The sequence below is a fragment of the Klebsiella sp. B345 genome (assembly GCF_051131735.1).
GTDB lineage: Bacteria > Pseudomonadota > Gammaproteobacteria > Enterobacterales > Enterobacteriaceae > Klebsiella.
Genome location: NZ_CP180443.1, coordinates 4,317,465 through 4,335,701, shown reverse-complemented (window position 1 = coordinate 4,335,701; position 18,237 = coordinate 4,317,465). Strand labels below are relative to the sequence as shown.

Here is an 18,237-nt window from a genome sequence, read left to right as displayed (position 1 = left end):
CTAAGTCAGAGGGGTCGCCAGAACAGCGAAGAGGAAAAGAAACAGGCCGCACCAGCGACATGTGCGGCCTGAAGATCATCGGAGTAACGTCAGGGATAACTTAATAGCGCACCATCACCGATTTCAATTCAGTGTAATCATCGATAAACGCGCTACCGAATTCACGCCCCGTTCCCGATCCTTTCATGCCGCCAAACGGTACCGCCGGGTCGAGAAAAGTGTGCATGTTCACCCAGACGATCCCGGCGTTAATCGCCTCGGAGTAGCGCAGCGCCTTGCGGATGTTATCCGACCAGACGCTGGCGGCGAGGCCAAACGGCGAGGCGTTGATGCGGGACAGCGCATCCGCTTCGCTCTGGTAGCCAATAAAGCTACACACCGGGCCGAATGTCTCCTCCTGCATCAGGGTGCTGTTTTCACTACGCACCTTCACCGCCGTCGGCAGGACGAAATAGCCGTCACCGGGCAGCGCTTCGCCGCCGCAGACGATGGTGTCGCCCTCTTCCCGCGCGATCTCAATCAGCTGCAGGACTTTCTCAAACTGCTGCCGGTTGGCCAGCGGCCCCATTGGCGTCTGCTCGTCGAGCGGTGAGCCGGGACGCAGCGCAGCGAGCCGTTGCTTCAGCAGCTCAAGCACCGCATCCAGCTTGCCTTGCGGCAAGTAAAATCGCTCGGCGGCAGCACAGATTTGCCCCTGATTGAGATAGCCCGCTTCGATAATGCCGTCGGCCATCGCTTCGGGAGTCAGATCGTCGAGGAACAAGGCGGCGTTTTTGCCCCCCAGTTCCAGAGTGACGCGTTTCCCGGCCCCGGTCGCCGACTGCTGAACTTTACCGCCGGTGACCACCGAACCGGTAAAACTGACCTTCGCACAGGCAGGGTCGGTAATCAGCCGCTGGGCGATGTCACCGCCGGCGCCGTTCACCACATTAATCACGCCGTCGGGGATCCCCGCCGCTTTAGCCAGCTCCGCCACCCGCAGCAGGGTCAACGGCGTATATTCGCTCGGTTTAAGCACGATGGTGCAGCCGCACACCAGCGCCGCCGCCAGCTTCCAGATAGCGATCATAATCGAAAAATTCCACGGCACGATCCCCACCACCACGCCCAGCGGCTGGCGACGGGTAAACGCCGTGTACTTCTCGCCGGCCATCGACGGAAGCGACACATCCAGGGTTTCCCCCGTGACTTTCCCGGCCCAGCCGGCAAAGTAGCGCAGGAACGCCACCGATTGATCCAGCTCGAGCATCCGTGCCAGAGAGATGGTTTTCCCGGAGCACAGGCTCTCCAGCTGCGCCAGCTCCTCGCGATGCGTTGCCAGCCGATCCGCCAGATTCAGCAGCAGCGTACCGCGCTGCAGCGCAGGCATTTCACGCCAGGATACAAACGCCTGGCTGGCGCTGGCCATCGCCTGGGCCGCCTGATCCGCGTCCGCGGATGTGACGTTCGCTATCGCTTTACCGGTGGCGGGATTGACGACCGTCAGCGTCGGTCCGTTGCCCGGCAAGGCTTCCCCGGCAATAAACTGGCCGTGGGGTTGGCGTAAAAACGCGGTTACTTCAGCAAGCAAGGTTACGTCGCTCATCGGTGGCACCCGTGGTTTCAGAAAATGTTCCCCATCCCACCACATCCGGTTCGCGCAGCCTATCGTTCTAAAGAACGTCATTCTTTCGGACGATATTCAGCCCCCCGCCGCCATGCTGTGATGGGTGCCTTAGCCAGGCGAGACAGGGTAACGCTATGAATATCAAAATCGATGCGCTGAACTACTATGGCGCCACCAAAAAATACCAGCTGCATTTTCCGGCGCTGCAGGACGATATCGAAGCCGACGTGGTGATCATTGGCGGCGGCTTTTCCGGGATCAACACCGCGCTGGAGCTGGCGGAACAGGGCATTACCAACGTGGTGGTGCTGGAAGCCCGTCATTTAGGCTACGGCGGCACCGGGCGCAACGGCGGTCAGGTGATGGCCGGTATTGGTCACGACATTGAAGCGGTGAAAAAACACGTGGGGAAAGAGGGGCTGGAGACGCTGTTTAAAATCTCTAACCTTGGCGCGGGGATCATTCGCGAGCGCATTAAAAAATACAATATCGATGCCGATTTCGTCCCCGGCTACGGCTATCTGGCCTACAACCAACGTCAGTTGAAGACGCTGCGCCAGTGGGAGAAAGAGTTCAAGGCCGCCACCCCGGACGAAGATATCGCCCTCTATACCGGCAGCGAAGTACAGCAGGTGGTCGGCTCTGACGTGTACTGCGGCGCGCTCAAGCACATGGGCGGCGGGCAGATCCACTCGCTGAATATGCTGCTGGGGTCGGCGCAGGCGGCACACTCGCTGGGGGTGAAGATTTTCGAATCCTCGCCGGTGGTTGAGGTGGATTACGGTAAAACGGTCCGCGTCCGCACGGCGATGGGCAGTGTGAAGGCAGCCAAACTACTGTGGGCCTGCGACAGCTTCCTCAACAATATGGAACCGGAAATCTACAACAAGACCCTGGTGACTTACTCTTATCAGGTGTCGACAGAGCCGCTGTCCGATGCGCTGATCGAACGCATCAGCCCGCTGCGCGGTGCCTTCAGCGATATTCGCCCGGTGATCAACTACTACCGCATTACCCGGGAAAACCGCCTGCTGTTTGGCAGCGCCACCCGTTATCTTGAGTATACCCCCAACGATTTCGCCGCCTGGAACCGCACCCTGCTGGCGGAGGTCTTCCCCTATCTGAAGGATGTCAAAATCGACTTCGCCTGGGGCGGCCCGATGGCCTGCAGCGCTAACCTGTTCCCGCAGATCGGCACCCTGCGCGAGCACAATAACGTCTTCTACGTTCAGGGTTACTCCGGCTTCGGCGTTACCCCCTCGCACATCGTGTGCAAAATTCTCGCCGAAGGAATTAATGGCGGCTCCGATCGTTACCGCCTGATGAGCAGCATTCCCCACGCGACAATCCACGGTCGTGACAGCCTGCGCATGCTGCTGGTCACCGCCGGAAAACTCATGCATCAAACCGCCGGCTACTGGAAAGGCCGGAGTTAACCAGGAGAACATCATGCACGCATTTAAACTCGATCAACCGGTTCCCGAACTACAGCCTATCGGCAGCGTCAGCCTGCTGGGCGCGACGCCAACCGCCGGCGATCCGCAGGTAGCGGGTGCCATGATTTACGGTGAACCGCAGGACGCCTTTACCTGCGGTCTGTTTTCCTCCACCCAGGGGAGCTTTACCATGACCTATCCGTTTACCGAACATGCCACCGTACTGGAAGGCGAAGTGGAGCTGACCGTCGCCGGTGGCCAGCCGCAGCGCTTTGTTGCGGGCGACAGCTGGTTTGTTAAACAGGGTACCGAAGTGGAGTGGAAAATCCTGACGCCGCGTTTCGTTAAGCACTACCTGGCCAACGTCGAAAGCCGCTAATCTCCCCAGCCACTCCCCGGCGCACGGCGGCGGGGAGTGTCATCTGCTCTGCGTCACAGAATCAACCGCCGTTCTCCACCTTCAGGACGATATTCATTGAGCCGGATGCCAACCTAAATTATGACTATCCGGAATGGCGCTTCGCTTGGTGCCACTCCCTGCCCTTCCCTATTTTGTGCAGAGGTTGACTATGTTCAGTAAAAGACTCGCCAGCCATCTCGAACGCGGCGTCGTCGGCTTTCCCACTACCCTCGCCAGCTCCGTCGGGCTGATTATGGCCAGCCCGGTGATCCTCACCGTGACCAGCGGTTTTGGCATGGGCGGCGACACCTTCGCACTGGCGGTGCTGCTGGCGTTTATCATGATGCAGGCACAGGTCACCACCTTTGCCGAAGCAGCTACCCTGATCCCCACCACCGGTTCGGTCTATGACTATATCGCCTGTGGAATGGGACGTTTTTTCGCAATCACCGGCGCGCTGTGCGCCTATCTGATCGTCCATATTTTCGCCGGGACCGCAGAAACCATTCTTGCCGGGGTCATGGCACTGGTGAACTTCGAATCCATCAGCAGCCAGATGGCGATGCACCAGAACACCTGGATGGTGGGGGTCGGGATGGTAGTAGTGTTCGGCCTGCTGAACGCCATTGGCGTGGAGATCTTCGGCAAGGTTGAAGTGGTGCTGACCTTCGGGATGTGGAGCACCCTGACCATCTTCGGCCTGTGCGGTATTTTGATGGCGCCGGTGACCCACCTTTCTGGTTGGTTCGGGACGCCGCTGAACGTCAGCGACCTCTCCGGCCTGTTCGGCTATATCGGCATGGCGATGTTTATGTTCGTCGGCTGCGAGCTGGTCACGCCGATGGCCCCGGAAATAAAACAGGCCCACCGCACCATTCCGCGCGCTATGGCGCTCGGTCTGTTCGGCGTCGCCAGCTGCATGTTTATCTACGGCGCGGCGATTAACCGCCAGGTCGAAAACGTGGTGCTGGATGCGGCGACCAACGTCCATCTGCTGGATACGCCGATGGCGATCCCGGCCTTTGCCGAGCGGGTGATGGGCCATGCGGGTCAGTACTGGCTCGGCGTCGGGTTGCTGCTGGCGGGCTGCGCCACCATCAATACCCTGATGGCCGCCGTGCCGCGCATTATCTACGGAATGGCGCTGGACGGCGCTCTGCCGCGTTTCCTCACCTGGCTGCACCCGCGCTTTAAGACGCCGGTTATCGCCATTGCCATCGGCGTGGCAATCCCCTGCCTGCACGCCTGGTATCTGAACGGTGACATCGACCGTATCGTGCCGCTGATCCTCGCCGCCGTTTGCGCCTGGGGCGTGGCCTATCTGCTGGTAACCCTGTCGGTAGTGCTGCTGCGAATCCGTCGCCCGGATCTGCCGCGGGCCTACCGCTCACCGTGGTTTCCGCTGCCGCAGATTATCTCCAGCGTCGGGATTATTATCGCCATCATCAACATCACCCCGCCGGGTATGGACAGCCGCGACGTGCTGGTACCGTTCGGCATCATGCTCGGGCTGACCGCCGCCTACGCGCTGTTCTGGACGGTGTGCATACAGCGGGTCAATCCGTTCAGCCCGGTCCCCGTCGAAGAGGTGGTGGAACGCGCTATTGGCAACTATGAGAAACAAAACCATGGGGAGATGACGCCTGATGTCCTCCGTCCCCTCATTTAGCACACCGTTGATGAATGCAGTACAGCGCGATCTCGCCGGCTGGCCCGGCGAAAAGCTCAACGAGCGCAGCGCGGTACTGCACCTTAACGCCAGCACCGATGTCACCGTCAGCGTTCGCCAGAAACGGCTGTTTATGGCGAGCATTCACAGCTGCGAATTTGTCGTAGAGGGGCCGGTTTCCCGGCCCGCTGAGGGCAAGATTCGCGCCCATCAATCCGGCTGGCTGAAACGCCAGCCGGTCACCTTTCGCGGCAGCAAAACCGCCGCTGAACTCGCCCGCTATCTCAACGGCTTTCCTCGTTTGCAGCAGACGCTCAGCGAACTGGACTATCGTCGCTTCACGTTTACCCTCGACGACCAGCGCTGGCGCTGCTGCATTGAGCCGTGGGCCGCCAGTGAAGTGGTGTGCAAAATGCCGCCGCTGCGCCGCTATCTGCGCCTCGAAAAGCAGCAGCGCATGCTGCTATTGAGCGTCATGAACATGATGCATCAGGCGGTCAATCAGTGGATGCAGCAGACGGTAACAACAGAAGAGTAGTTCACAAGAGAACGCTTCTCCGCGCTGATGGCGGAGAAGCGTGGGGCGTTAGTTCAGGCCAAACTGACGCGCCAGGGTATCAAGCGCCTGGCGCTGGAAAGTACGAAATGCTTCACGCGGTTGCTGCTGTTGAATAAATTCCAGCAACGGATCCTCCACCGCCGTTCTCACGCCGCTTAACGCTTCCATCACCGCCAGCCCGCAGAACGGCACGTAGGATTCGGCATAGCCACCTTCGTGAACCATCACCAGCTTACCACCGCACAGACGATCCGCCGCCGCCTGCACCTGTTCGGTCATCGCGCGGAAGCTGTCGCTGTGCAGCTGCATCCGCGCCAGCGGGTCCATGGCGTTCGCATCGTAGCCGCAGGCCACGATAATCAGCTCGGGTTCAAAGCGGGTCAGCGCCGGGATCACGATGGTCTCCAGCGCATAGCGCCAGCTGTCGTCTCCCGCCCCGGCCATCAGCGGAACATTGATGTTATAGCCTTCGCCCGCGCCGCTACCGCGATCCTCTTCCCCGGCGTAACCCGGCGGGAAGCAGCCGTCCTGGTGCAGCGAAATGGTCAGGACATCGTCACGTTGCAGATAGATATGCTGCGTCCCGTTGCCGTGGTGCACATCCCAGTCGAGGATCGCCACCTTGCCCAGACCGTGCAACGCCTTCGCCCGCTCAACGGCAATGGGGATATTGGCCAGGAAACAGAAGCCCATCGACTGGTCAGGCAGGCAGTGGTGTCCCGGCGGTCGTGATAGCGCGTAGGCATTATCCAGTTCACCGCGCAATACCGCCTCTACCGCGGCGCTGGCCAGCCCGGCAGACAGCGATGCTATCTCGTAGCTGCCCGGCCCCAATGGCGCCTCTTTACCCAACATGCCGCCGCCGTTATCGCTGATCGCCTTAAAGCGCTCAAGATAATGGGCCGGATGGATGCGCCGCAGGTCTTCCTCACTCGCGGCAGCCGCGCTGTACAGCTTCAGCTGCGCGGTCAGCCCCGAAACATCCATCAGATTTTTCATTCGCCGTTTAGTCTCAGGCGATTCGGCATGACCACCCCCTGCCGGCGGCTGTACCCAGCCCCCGACCGGTAAAGTCACCGCATGCAGGCCGGTGCTGTGCCAGAAACAACGCTCATCAAAGAAGAAACCGGTATTTCTTTTCACTCTATCCTCCTGTTAGATCATCCTTTCCAGCGGGCGATGCCGCCAGAATCAATCCTGCCGAGAGCAAGGCGCAGCCGCCTGCTGCACCCAGCAGCGCGTCGGCGCTGGAAAAATGTTGCAGCAGCGTCCCGGCCAGCGCCGGACCGGCGGCCATACCGCCGCCGATCACCAAATTGATGCTGTTCATCAGACGGCCGCTGTTATCCAGCCCGGCGACGCGGGCGAGAATAAACGGCAGGACAAAGGTCCAGGTGAATTTGAACAGCACCGCCGCCAGCGCGAAGCGCAGCAGCAGCGGGTGGCTGATGAGCAGAGCAATACTGAGGATCAGCAGTCCGTAACCCAGCCACACCGCCATACGGTCCGGGCGTTGCGTACCGCGTAAGGCCGCACCACCGGCGCCAAGAATGCCAAACACCGTCGCCACCGCCAGCACCAGGCCAATCTGCGACGCCGTCAGCCCTGCCGCGCTACCGATAGTGCCGATAAAGGTCCATACCGCGCTGAGGCTGATATAAAAAGTCAGGACCGCCAGCACCGCGAGGAGCTTACGCAGCGGCGCGACGGCAGGCTGCCGGCGGGTTGCCGACATCGGCTGAAAGCGTGATGGAAATGCCGATACCAGCGGCAGGCAGCAGAGCATGATGGCGGCGAGGATCAGATACACCACCTTCAGGCCGAAACTGGCAAACAGACCGGGGAGGATCAACAGCCCTACCATCCCCAGTAGCAACTGGCCCAGCACCCAGAAGGCATAAACCCGCGAAGGATTAGCGGTGCCCGCCGCGCAGCTGATGCACAGGATCATCAGCGTGCCGCCGGCCAGCGACGCGATAAAGCGGGCCAACAGCAGCGTTTCATAGTGGCTCGCCGCCGCCGAAGCCAGGTTCGCCAGCAGAAACACCACCCCGGCCCCCAGCGCCACGCGGCGCCAGTTGAGACGGCTCATCCACCACCATGCCGGCAGCGTCGCCAGGCTCATCGCCCCCAGTTCAGCGGAGAACAGATAGCCAATCTGCCCGGGAGCCAGCCGCCACTCGCTGGCTAGCTGAGCGGCAACCGCCGGGGCGGTCATCAAGATCCCCGGCGCGATCGCGGCAAAAATCACGATGGCGCACAGCAGACGTGCGGTAAACACCAGGCCGGTAGGCCGGGATAAGCTGTTTTCAGTAACGGGTGTACTCGACATCGTAATGCGTGCTCCAGTCAAAAAAACTGCCCCCCGGACAAAAGCCCAGGGAGTGATACCTTCTGGTATCAGGAAAACGCCGCCGTCGGCGGCGCGCGGGATGTGATGAGTCAGATTACAGATGCAGCGTGCGCTGAGCGGATGGCATCCAGGTTCGGGAAACGAGCTCGGTACGATTGACCACGTCGGTCTTGGCGAAAATATTGCGTAAGTGGGTTTTCACGGTGGAGAGCGAAATATCCATCTGGCGGGCGATCAGCTTATTACTGGCCCCTTCGCGCACCATGCCGACCACTTCCCGCTCTTTGGCGGTCAGCATCATTGGCAGGTCATCCTCCTGCTCGAGACAGTCATGAATAGCCAGCTCCACCAGCGGCAGTACCGCCTGGGCGCGCAGGCGTTCTTCACTGGAGAACGGCGCATCGCGCATTAAGGAGATGCCGGCAATAATGCGCCGGTCGCGACGGATAAAGACTTCCGTCATATCGCGGACGTTATTCGGCAGCATAAACTCGTGATAATAATGACGGTGACGATCGCATACCCCCGGCGTCATCGCCGCCATGGTAATCGTCTGGTGGCTAAAACGGGACGGCAACAGCGGATCCAGCGGCTGAAAACATTCCAGATATTGTTGATGCGTATTGGCCGAAATATTATGCAAAATATAGTCTTCGGGTTTTAAACGCTGATTAACTCGATAAAAAACCGCCGATGACAGTGGAATTAACTGTGAAATAGTCTGTAAACAACGGGCAATTATCGCATCATTACGACTGGCTTTTAATAAAGCAGACATGATTCCCCTCCCGTCGAGGTGAAAGTGCGTTAAACGCGGATGAAGACCGATAGATGAAGCATACATTTCACATTTAAGTAACACAATCATTAACATATTAACAATGTGATATGGGTTACAAAAAATTATTCAATACACTGTTAAATAAAGAATTAATAATCAATATACCCAGCCGTTATCGCCATAACATTAAAACATAAACAAAAGTTATTAACCTCATGGCCGGTCACCGCGTCAGGGTTTTGCTCCCGCCGTTTTTTATCGGTTACTCGTCCTTTAGAACGAGTGATTTTTTTAAGCGCTACTCTATACCTAATAAATATTGTGCAGGACTTGCTTATCAGGCGCTTAACCATTCCCGGAAGCGCAGCTTTTGTGCTGCCTAAATAATAGCGTTCGCCGGGAAAATAAATACGGAGCCATCGATGCTGAATATCGCCGCGCTACGCCAGCAGCAAATTCCGCTGGTGATTGAACCCCGGGCAACAGTGCCCTTTCATATTCTGATCAAACCTATTGGCCCGGCCTGCAATCTCGCCTGTCGCTACTGTTACTACCCACAGGGCGATACCCCGGTGCAGAAAATGGATGACACGATGCTGGCATCGTTCATTCGCCGCTATATTGCCGCTCAGCCCCCCGGCGTGCGGGAGATCAATTTTGTCTGGCAGGGCGGCGAACCGCTGCTGGCCGGGCTGAGCTTTTATAAAAAAGCGCTGGCGTTACAGCAGCAGTATGCCCCACCGGGAGTGACGATCAGTAACAGCCTGCAAACCAACGCGACGCTTATCAATGATGCGTGGTGCCGTCTGTTTCATGAGCATCGCTTTACGATTGGCGTCAGCCTCGAGGGCAGCGAAACGCTGCAAAACCAGCACCGCCCGGATAAACGCGGCCAGGCCAGCTATCCGGCGGCGCTGCGCGGCATCGCCCTGCTGCATCAACATCAGGTGGAATTCAATTTACTGGTGGTGGTGCATGACGCGATGACCCGCCATGCGGCCGCCATTTACGACCACGTTGTCAGCCTTGGCGCCCGCTATCTGCAATTTCAGCCGCTGATGAGCGAAGGCGATGCCCTGCAGCAGGGCTATCAGCTGAGCGCCGACAACTGGGGACGGTTTATGGTGGCTATCTGGCATCAGTGGCGCAAACGCTGCGATATGAGGCGGGTGTTCGTGATGAATATCGAGCACGCATGGGGGCAATATTTTACCCATACCAGCGCCACCTGCGTCCACGCGGCCCGCTGCGGCAGCAACCTGGTGATGGAGTCAGACGGTCAGCTGTACGCCTGCGATCATCTGATTAACGACCGTCATCACCTCGGCGCGCTCGCGGAACAGACGCTGGCCCAGGCGGTCGATAGCGCCACGCACCTGCCCTTCGGCCGCGAAAAAAGCCGCCGCCGGGAGTGCCAGCACTGCCCGGTAAATATGGTCTGCCAGGGCGGCTGTCCCGCCCATCTTAACGACGCCGGTTACAACCGGTTGTGTGCCGGCTACTTCCGCTTTTTTAACGCAATCCTCGCCCCGCTGCGCCCGTATTCCCGGGACATGAACGGCCTGCGCGCCTGGCGATCCGCCTTTGTCGACAGCCAACAGTTTGCTGGTTAGCCGATACCACTCCCGTGTCGCGCCGTCTGCTTTGCGGGCGCGCCACCTTCCGAGCCAGTACAGGAGAATACGCAGTGAATAAAACAGCCGTGGCCGCCACCCTGGGGATGATCCTCTCCGGGGCTGCGCACAGTGCGCAGACCGATCGCCCGAACGTGATCGTCATTATCGCCGACGATATGGGCTATTCCGATATCAGCCCCTTTGGCGGCGAAATCCCGACGCCCAATCTGCAGGCGATGGCCGAACAGGGCGTGCGCATGAGCCAGTACTACACCTCGCCGATGTCCGCCCCGGCGCGTTCGATGTTGTTAACCGGCAATACCAATCAGCAGGCGGGAATGGGCGGTATGTGGTGGTACGACAGCACCATCGGTAAAGAGGGCTACGAGCTACGCCTCACCGACCGCGTCACCACCATGGCAGAACGCTTTAAAGATGCCGGCTATAACACCCTGATGGCCGGGAAATGGCACCTCGGTTTCGTGCCAGGCGCCACGCCGAAAGACCGCGGGTTTAGCCACTCGTTCGCCTTTATGGGCGGCGGCACCAGCCATTTTAACGATGCGGTACCGCTGGGTACGGTCGAAGCGTTCCACACCTACTACACCCGCGATGGCCAGCGCGTTTCGCTCCCCGACAACTTTTACTCCAGCGAAGCCTACGCCAGCCAGATGAATGCGTGGATCAAACAGACGCCGTCGGAACAACCGGTGTTCGCCTGGCTGGCCTTTACCGCGCCCCATGACCCGCTGCAGGCGCCGGATGAGTGGATCGCGCGCTTTAAAGGTCAGTATGAGCAAGGCTATGCCGAGGTCTATCGCCAGCGCATTGCCCGCCTGAAGGCGCTGGGGATCCTCCATGACGACACGCCGCTTCCTGGCCTCGATCTCGACAAAGAGTGGGAAGCGTTAACGCCGGAACAGCAAAAATACACCGCCAAAGTGATGCAGGTGTACGCGGCGATGATCGCCAATATGGACGCGCAGATAGGCTCGGTAATGGCGACGCTGAAGCAGACCGGGCGTGATAAAAACACCGTGCTGCTCTTTTTAACCGATAACGGCGCCAACCCGGCGGAAGGCTTTTACTACGAATCGGAACCGTCGTTCTGGAAACAGTTCGACAACAGCTACCAGAACATCGGGCGCAAAGGTTCGTTCGTCTCCTACGGTCCGCACTGGGCCAACGTCAGCAACGCCCCTTACGCCCGTTACCACAAAACCACCAGCGGTCAGGGGGGGATCAACACCGACTTTATGATCTCCGCTCCCGGAATTGTGCATAACGGAAAGATCGACACCTCCACCATGGCGGTGTACGACGTCGCCCCGACTTTATACGAGTTCGCGGGTATCGATGCGACTAAACCGCTGGCGAAAAAGCCGGGGCTGCCGATGGTCGGCGTCAGCTTTAAGCGCTATCTGACCGGCGAAACCCAGCAGCCGCCACGCTCGTCTTACGGCGTCGAACTGCATAATCAGGCGGCCTGGGTTGACGGCGACTGGAAGCTGCGGCGGCTGGTAAAAACCTTCCCGCAGGCTGGCGATGCGCCATGGGGGCTGTTCAATCTTAAGCGCGACCCGCTGGAGACCCACGATGTCGCGGCGCAATATCCGCAGCGGGTGCAGGCGATGAGCGAGGCCTATGCGGCGTTTGCCAAACGTACCATGGTGGTCCACGCCGACGGCAAGCTCATTGACTACGCCGGTATTGACAGTAAAACCGGCCGCTACCTCGCCGTCGATCCCCAGACCATGGAGTCAGTTCCGGCCCCGCAGGCGATTCCTGTGAGCCAGGGCAACTGATCGGCCCCGGCTCTCGTTCTTCCGGGCGATAGCCGGGATCTGGCCCCCTTTTTAAGGTAGGAAAAACGCAGGTAACGGGAGAAGCTGGATGAGTAAAGTGGTGGTGATCACAGGCGGTGGAACCGGCATCGGCGCCGCCTGCGCGCGGCAGATGTCGGCGGCGGGCGATACGGTATTTATTATTGGCCGCCGCCTCGCCCCTCTGCAGGCTCTGGCGCAAGAGACCGGCGCGCTGGCATTGACCGGCGATGCCGCCAGCGGTAGCGACTGGCAGAACCATCTGCTGCCGGCCATCCTCGCGCAAGCGGGCGGTATCGACGTCTTACTGTGCTGCGCCGGCGGGATGGGCAACAGCGCGGCGGCGCAGACCAGCGACCAGCAGTGGCGTCAGGCGCTGGAGAGCAATCTCGACAGCGCTTTCGCCAGCGTCCGCGCCTGCCTGCCATCGCTGATTGCCCGCCGTGGTAACGTGCTGTTTGTCGCCTCGATCGCCTCTCTCGCCGCCGGGCCTGAGGCCTGCGGCTATGTCACGGCCAAACATGCACTGATCGGCCTGATGCGTTCAGTTGCCCGGGATTATGGCCCGCAGGGCGTACGCGCCAACGCTATCTGCCCCGGCTGGGTCACCACGCCGATGGCCGACGAGGAGATGCAGCCGCTGATGGCCGCCCAGGGCATCAGCCTTGAGCAGGCCTACCGCCAGGTGTGTCGCGATGTGCCGCTGCGCCGCCCGGCCAGCGCCCAGGAGATAGCCCTCGCCTGTCAGTTTCTCTGCTCTGAACATGCATCGATCATCAGCGGTGCCACCCTGGTTGCCGACGGCGGCGCCAGCGCGGTGGATGTCCCGACCCTGGCGTTCTCTTCCCCTTCGTCAATAAACAAAAAGGAACTCACATGACCGCAGAAGCCGTATTTATTCAGGTCGGCGCCCTGGCCGATGGTTTTGCCCCGCACGGCAACGTATTGCCCGTCGCCACGTTACCCGCCGGGGAATCCCTGACCTTTTATCTGCCGGACGGCACCCGCCATCAGCTGCAAATTGCCGATGCGCACAGCGTTATCTGGAACGGGCAGCCGGTTGCCGGGCGCATCACCGCCCTGCGCCCCGACGTGCTGTTTATCGACTTTCTCGATCCTGACCAACGGAATGCCAGCATCAGCGCGGTGTGCAATCTGACGCAACAGAACGCCACTCTGGTTTACGGCGCGCTGCCCACCGAGCAGGCTGCGCGCCTGGATGCCTTCAGCCGTGTCGAGCAGGGTCTGCCGCTGACGGCGGTTGAGGTGAACTTCCATTTTGCCCGCCTGAACCACGAACCAGGGCCGCTGCCGGACTTTACCGGGGCGTTAGTGGGGATGCGCAATCAGTACACCTACAGCCCGACCGAGCGCTACGAACATATTTATCTCAACGATAATTTTTATGCCTGGCAGTGTCTGGATGGGGTGGAAAAAGGGCTGGCAGATGTCGATCGCTGTCATTACGTGGCAGTTGCCGACGATCTTTATCTGTTCGTCTGGCGCGAAAAAATTATACCGACGCTGGGGGTGATCCTTATCGATCTACAACAAATGCGCACCGACGGTAAAATTCTGGGCTATCAGGGAAGCGATTTTGCCGCTCTGAGCAATTTCCCGGTCGGAGCCAGCGCGCAGATTTTGAATGTGACGGATCATTCGGCCTGAGAAAAATACCGGAGCCCGGCGGCTCCGGTACGCGGCCATCAGGCGCTGGCAATTTCCAGACGCGCCAGCTGCGCGGCGTTGAGCGTCAGCTGCGCCGCACGAGCAAAGCTTTCCACCTGAGCCACGCTGGTCGCACTGGCGATCGGCGCGCTCACCCCTTCACGATGCATCAGCCAGGCCAGCGCGACTTCAGCGGGTTTCGCCTTGTGCTGGGCGGCTACCTCATCCAGGGTATCGAGAATCCGCATACCGCGCGGGTTGAGATATTTGCCAATGCCGCCACCGCGCTGGCTTTGCGTCAGATCGGACTGCTGGCGGTATTTACCGGTTAAAAAGCCGGAAGCCAGGCTGTAGTAGGTGACGACGCCAATATCGCGCGTGGTGCACAGGTCACACAGCGCGCCTTCAAACGCCGAACGGTGATAAAGATTGTACTCCGGTTGCAGTACCTGCCAGGCCGGCAGCCCCTCTTTACGAGCCACCTCCAGCGCGGCGGAAAGCTGCAGTGCATCAAGATTGGACGCGCCGGTAGCGCGGATTTTCCCGCTCTGCTGCAGGGCATGGAACGCCTCTAACGTCTCAGCAACCGGCGTTTCCGGGTCCGGCCAGTGGGCAAAATAGAGATCGATATAATCGGTATTCAGACGACGCAGCGATGCTTCCACAGCCTGTTGGATCCAGGCTTTCTTCAACCCTTTTTGCCCCGGGAGCCCTAAATCAGCCCCCACTTTGGTGAAGATTTTCACCTTATCGCGCATGCCGGGACGCGCCTGCAGCCAGCGGCCGATAATAGTTTCAGATTCGCCGCCCTGATTGCCATCCACCCAGCGGGAGTAGACATCGGCGGTATCAATGGCGTCAAAGCCGTGATCAACGAAAGCATCAAGAATGGCAAAACTGGTTTTCTCATCGCAGGTCCAACCAAAAACGTTGCCGCCAAAGACCAGCGGGGCGATGGAAAATCCGGTTTTGCCCAAGGGACGTGTATTCATGCCGTTCACTCCTTATCGCTTATATTCTGCATCCTTCGGTACACCACAAGGGCTGGTAAAGGACAATCCTGGGATACTAAGAAAAGGAATCTTGAGGCGGGCTAATCCGTGCCCGCCTGACGCATTACCACATTATGTTCCGGAATAGACGTCAAAGCTAAAATATTTACCCGACAGTTTTTTATAGGTCCCGTCGGCAAGAATGGCGGCAATCGCGCCGTTAATTTCCTGACGCAGGGCGTCGTCTTCTTTGCGCAAGCCGATCGCCGCGCCGGCACCGAACAGCGTATTATCCTGCAGACTTCCGCCGACGAAGGCGAAATCTTTGCCCTGAGGCTGCTGCAGGAAACTATAGTCCGCCATCATCCCGGACAGCACCGCGCCATCGATACGCCCGGATTCCAGATCCCGCACCACGCTGTCAGCCCCCTGATAGGCCACGATATTGATGCCCGCCGGGCGCCAGTGCTGGTTAACGTAGGTTTCCTGCGCCGACCCTTGCTCGACGCCGATGGTCTTGCCTTTTAGCTGCTCCGGCGTATTGCCCGTCAGGGTGTTTTTGCGCGCCACGAGGAACACCGGGCCGTTATACAGCTTGTCGGTAAAGCCAATCTGTTCTTTACGCTTTTCGGTCATATACATGCCGGAGAGAATGGCGTCGAATTTGCGCGCCTTCAGCGCCGGGATAATGCCGTCGAAATTGCTTTCGACCCACACGCATTTCGCCTTGAGCTGCGCGCAGATCGCATTGCCTAAATCAATATCGAACCCCGCCAGCTTGCCCTGCGGGTCTTTCCATTCAAAGGGCGCGAAAGTGGGATCGACGCCAAAGCGAATTTCCTTTTGCCCTGCGGCCAGCACCGATGTTGACGCCATCAGCGCAACCCACAGCAGAAGAGATTTTTTCATTTTTTATAAGCTCCAGAGATCAACGGCAGTGTGTTTCAACTAACCGGGCGAAGAATGACGCGCCGGTGGTAATAATGTCATCGTTAAAGTCATAGCCAGGGTTATGCACCATGCAGCTCCCTTTACCGCCCTTCTCACCGTTGCCCAGCAGGAAGTAGCAGCCGGGACGCGCCTGCAGCATAAAAGCAAAATCTTCGCTGGCGTTCATCGGGGCCACCGAAGGCAGCACCTGCTCGGGGCCAAAGACCTCCAGCGCCAGCGATTTGGCGAACGCCGTCTCCGCGTCGCTATTGGTCAGCACCGGATAAGAGTCGTAGACCGCAACCTCGCTGGTTGCGCCATAGCTTTTAGCGGTGAAGTCAGCGATCTCGTGGATGCGTTTAATCAGCAGATCGCGCACTTCCGGCTTCATCGCGCGCACGGTCAGCTCCATCACAGCGCTTTCCGGGATGACGTTGGAAGCAATACCGGCCTGGAAGGTCCCAACGGTGACGACCGCGGTTTCACCCGGCGGCACGTTGCGGGCAACAATGCTTTGCAGCGACATCACCAGCGCCGAGCCAGCGACAATCGGGTCGATGGCACGTTCCGGATGGGCGCCGTGGCCGCCGTAGCCGTGAATGGTTATCTTCACCGTATCCGCCGAGGCCATAAAGTTACCGGCATAGAAGCCCAGCTTGCCGACCGGCAGTCCCGGCATATTGTGCAGCGCGAACACGCTGTCACAGGGGAAACGTTCAAACAGACCGTCTTTAATCATCAGGTCCGCGCCACCGATGGCCTCTTCCGCCGGCTGGAAAATCAGGTGCACGGTGCCGTTAAACTGGCAGGCTGGCGACGCAATATACTTCGCTGCCGCCAGCAGGATTGTGGTGTGCCCGTCATGGCCACAGGCGTGCATTTTCCCAGGAACAGTGCTGGCCCACGGCAGTTCGGTGGTTTCAAAGATCGGCAGCGCGTCCATATCAGCGCGCAGACCAATCGTGCGCCCCGGCTGGCCTTTTGTTAATGAACCCACCACGCCGGTTTTACCCAATTCACGAGTGACCGCGTAGCCCCATTCAGCCAGTTTTTCCGCCACCAGCTCGCTGGTATTAAACTCCTCCAGACTTAATTCCGGGTTGGCATGTAAATAATGACGGATCGCAATCATTTCATCTTCAGCGGCTTTAATTTCTGGAATCACAAAATCGGTCATGCCGGTCTCCGGGAATAAGGAATACATATCCTGAATAAATCAGGCTTAAGCGAAAAAGTCGGAAGCAGTAGAGTCAACGAACAGGTTCAGACTAATTAACTTATCTGGATAACTATTTAATGCAAGTAGGATTTCTGATTTCTGCAGCCGACCTCATCGCATTTACTCATGATTATTCAGCATCTTATCTTTGCGCCTTGTCAAAAACAGGGCAGCCATAATGCCGCTCATCAACACGAATCATCCACGCCATAAATTCGGTAACTTTCAGTCAAAAAGACCAGGGTTAAGCCTAAGTTTAAATATAAACTTTTAATACTTGGATTATTAACGCGTTTTTACTCTACGATCATCGGTCTTAAATCAGCGCATCATTAGCAGGGATGAATTCAGATAGCGTCATGGTTGCAGGACACACAGACGTGCTCACCACGTGGCGTTATGCAGGCCCCGTGAGGGAGAGAGATAATGACAGCGCTTTATGAATGACCTGCCGAATACAGTAGAACTCAATAATGAAATATCAGGCTCTTATCCTTGCATCAGCACTGGCGATGGCCGGCTGTAGCGCACAGGGCGACACTGCCAGTCAGCAACGCGCCAGTATCCAGAAAATACGTAATGACACGCTGAGCAAACTCTATACGCTGCACCCGGAAGCACGCAGCGATATTCAGCACTCCGACGGCTATGCGGTATTTTCCAGCAACAGCAGCAAAATTTTCGTCTTCGGATTTGGTAGCGGCTATGGCGTGGTAAAAAATACCCACACCGGCAAAGATACCTATATGAAAATGGCCCAGGGTGGCGCGGGCCTTGGAATAGGCGTGAAGCAGCAGCGGACCGTACTGGTATTTCATGATAAAGAGGCGCTGAATCACTTTATCACCAAGGGTTACGTGGTCGGAGCCGATGCCAACGCGGCCGCAAAATATGACGATAAAGGCGTTGCCCCGGTCGCCGCGTCGGCCAACGGCGTGGCGAAAGACACCGCTTCGCTGCCGTCGAAGGTAAATGTTTACGAAATCACCGAGAAAGGCTTAGCCGCGCAGGCGATGCTCAATGGCTATAAATACTGGCCAGATGACGAGCTAAACAAGTAATCATCATTATGGTCAGCGCAAGGGGGTGTCACACAGCCGCTTGTGCAATATCACAAAAGAGTGGCTTAGAGCGGGATAACAACGCAACCGGCCTGAAAAAAATAAGGGCAGCTTTGTCAAATAA

General features: G+C 58.5%; 16 protein-coding genes. 9 read left to right on the top strand and 7 right to left on the bottom strand.

Annotated features, from left to right (window positions below):
* Positions 1–100 precede the first annotated feature (100 nt).
* A complete protein-coding gene (locus tag ACMYSO_RS20335; protein WP_434667297.1) occupies positions 101–1,585 on the bottom strand; it encodes an aldehyde dehydrogenase family protein in 1,485 nt (494 codons plus the stop codon).
* A 155-nt stretch (positions 1,586–1,740) separates the two neighbouring features.
* Between ACMYSO_RS20335 and ACMYSO_RS20330 the strand changes: the two genes are divergently transcribed.
* The 4 genes from ACMYSO_RS20330 (at position 1,741) to ACMYSO_RS20315 (ending at position 5,649) form a co-directional block, all read left to right on the top strand.
* The gene (locus ACMYSO_RS20330) at positions 1,741–3,042 is read left to right on the top strand and encodes an NAD(P)/FAD-dependent oxidoreductase (RefSeq protein WP_434667294.1); all 1,302 of its coding nucleotides are present in this window, start codon (positions 1,741–1,743) and stop codon (positions 3,040–3,042) included.
* Between the two features lie 13 nt (positions 3,043–3,055).
* A complete protein-coding gene (locus tag ACMYSO_RS20325) occupies positions 3,056–3,421 on the top strand; it encodes a cupin domain-containing protein (protein ID WP_434586016.1) in 366 nt (121 codons plus the stop codon).
* Positions 3,422–3,611: 190 nt separating this feature from the next.
* Complete coding sequence (locus ACMYSO_RS20320; protein ID WP_434667290.1) at positions 3,612–5,111, top strand: APC family permease; 1,500 nt, start codon at positions 3,612–3,614, stop codon at positions 5,109–5,111.
* Entirely contained in the window at positions 5,089–5,649 is a 561-nt protein-coding gene (locus ACMYSO_RS20315) for a DUF3156 family protein (protein ID WP_434667287.1), read from the top strand. Before ACMYSO_RS20320 ends, ACMYSO_RS20315 begins: the two co-directional genes overlap by 23 nt.
* Before the next feature lie 48 nt (positions 5,650–5,697).
* Here the strand turns inward: ACMYSO_RS20315 and ACMYSO_RS20310 are convergent, their stop codons facing one another.
* The 3 genes from ACMYSO_RS20310 to ACMYSO_RS20300 all read right to left on the bottom strand — a co-directional run bounded on the left by ACMYSO_RS20310 (position 5,698) and on the right by ACMYSO_RS20300 (position 8,801).
* Positions 5,698–6,813 carry a class II histone deacetylase gene (locus ACMYSO_RS20310; protein WP_434667284.1) on the bottom strand — a complete coding sequence of 372 codons (1,116 nt, stop codon included), beginning with the start codon at positions 6,811–6,813 and terminating at the stop codon, positions 5,698–5,700.
* A 1-nt stretch (position 6,814) separates the two neighbouring features.
* Positions 6,815–8,002 (bottom strand): MFS transporter, encoded by a 1,188-nt coding sequence (locus ACMYSO_RS20305; RefSeq protein ID WP_434667282.1) that lies wholly within the window; start codon positions 8,000–8,002, stop codon positions 6,815–6,817.
* A 115-nt stretch (positions 8,003–8,117) separates the two neighbouring features.
* Complete coding sequence (locus ACMYSO_RS20300) at positions 8,118–8,801, bottom strand: helix-turn-helix transcriptional regulator (protein WP_434667279.1); 684 nt, start codon at positions 8,799–8,801, stop codon at positions 8,118–8,120.
* Between the two features lie 425 nt (positions 8,802–9,226).
* Between ACMYSO_RS20300 and ACMYSO_RS20295 the strand changes: the two genes are divergently transcribed.
* The 4 genes from ACMYSO_RS20295 (at position 9,227) to ACMYSO_RS20280 (ending at position 13,911) form a co-directional block, all read left to right on the top strand.
* On the top strand, positions 9,227–10,417 hold the full coding sequence (locus tag ACMYSO_RS20295; RefSeq protein WP_434667276.1) for an anaerobic sulfatase maturase: 1,191 nt from the start codon (positions 9,227–9,229) through the stop codon (positions 10,415–10,417).
* 74 nt (positions 10,418–10,491) lie between these two features.
* A complete protein-coding gene (locus ACMYSO_RS20290; protein WP_434667273.1) occupies positions 10,492–12,225 on the top strand; it encodes an arylsulfatase in 1,734 nt (577 codons plus the stop codon).
* A gap of 88 nt (positions 12,226–12,313) precedes the next feature.
* The gene (locus ACMYSO_RS20285) at positions 12,314–13,123 is read left to right on the top strand and encodes an SDR family NAD(P)-dependent oxidoreductase (protein ID WP_434667270.1); all 810 of its coding nucleotides are present in this window, start codon (positions 12,314–12,316) and stop codon (positions 13,121–13,123) included.
* A complete protein-coding gene (locus ACMYSO_RS20280) occupies positions 13,120–13,911 on the top strand; it encodes a MoaF C-terminal domain-containing protein (RefSeq protein ID WP_434667267.1) in 792 nt (263 codons plus the stop codon). Before ACMYSO_RS20285 ends, ACMYSO_RS20280 begins: the two co-directional genes overlap by 4 nt.
* A 38-nt stretch (positions 13,912–13,949) precedes the next feature.
* On the opposite strand, the gene ACMYSO_RS20275 is transcribed toward ACMYSO_RS20280, so the two are convergent.
* The 3 genes from ACMYSO_RS20275 to ACMYSO_RS20265 form a co-directional block, all read right to left on the bottom strand.
* On the bottom strand, positions 13,950–14,903 hold the full coding sequence (locus tag ACMYSO_RS20275; RefSeq protein ID WP_434667264.1) for an aldo/keto reductase: 954 nt from the start codon (positions 14,901–14,903) through the stop codon (positions 13,950–13,952).
* Between the two features lie 132 nt (positions 14,904–15,035).
* Positions 15,036–15,812 carry an ABC transporter substrate-binding protein gene (locus ACMYSO_RS20270; protein WP_434586027.1) on the bottom strand — a complete coding sequence of 259 codons (777 nt, stop codon included), beginning with the start codon at positions 15,810–15,812 and terminating at the stop codon, positions 15,036–15,038.
* Between the two features lie 19 nt (positions 15,813–15,831).
* Positions 15,832–17,010, bottom strand: coding sequence for a M20 aminoacylase family protein (locus ACMYSO_RS20265; protein ID WP_434667262.1), 1,179 nt, complete (start codon positions 17,008–17,010; stop codon positions 15,832–15,834).
* Positions 17,011–17,525: 515 nt separating this feature from the next.
* On the opposite strand from ACMYSO_RS20265, the gene ACMYSO_RS20260 reads away from it, so the two are divergent.
* Positions 17,526–18,113 carry a YSC84-related protein gene (locus ACMYSO_RS20260; protein ID WP_434667259.1) on the top strand — a complete coding sequence of 196 codons (588 nt, stop codon included), beginning with the start codon at positions 17,526–17,528 and terminating at the stop codon, positions 18,111–18,113.
* The last annotated feature ends 124 nt before the right edge of the window (positions 18,114–18,237 follow it).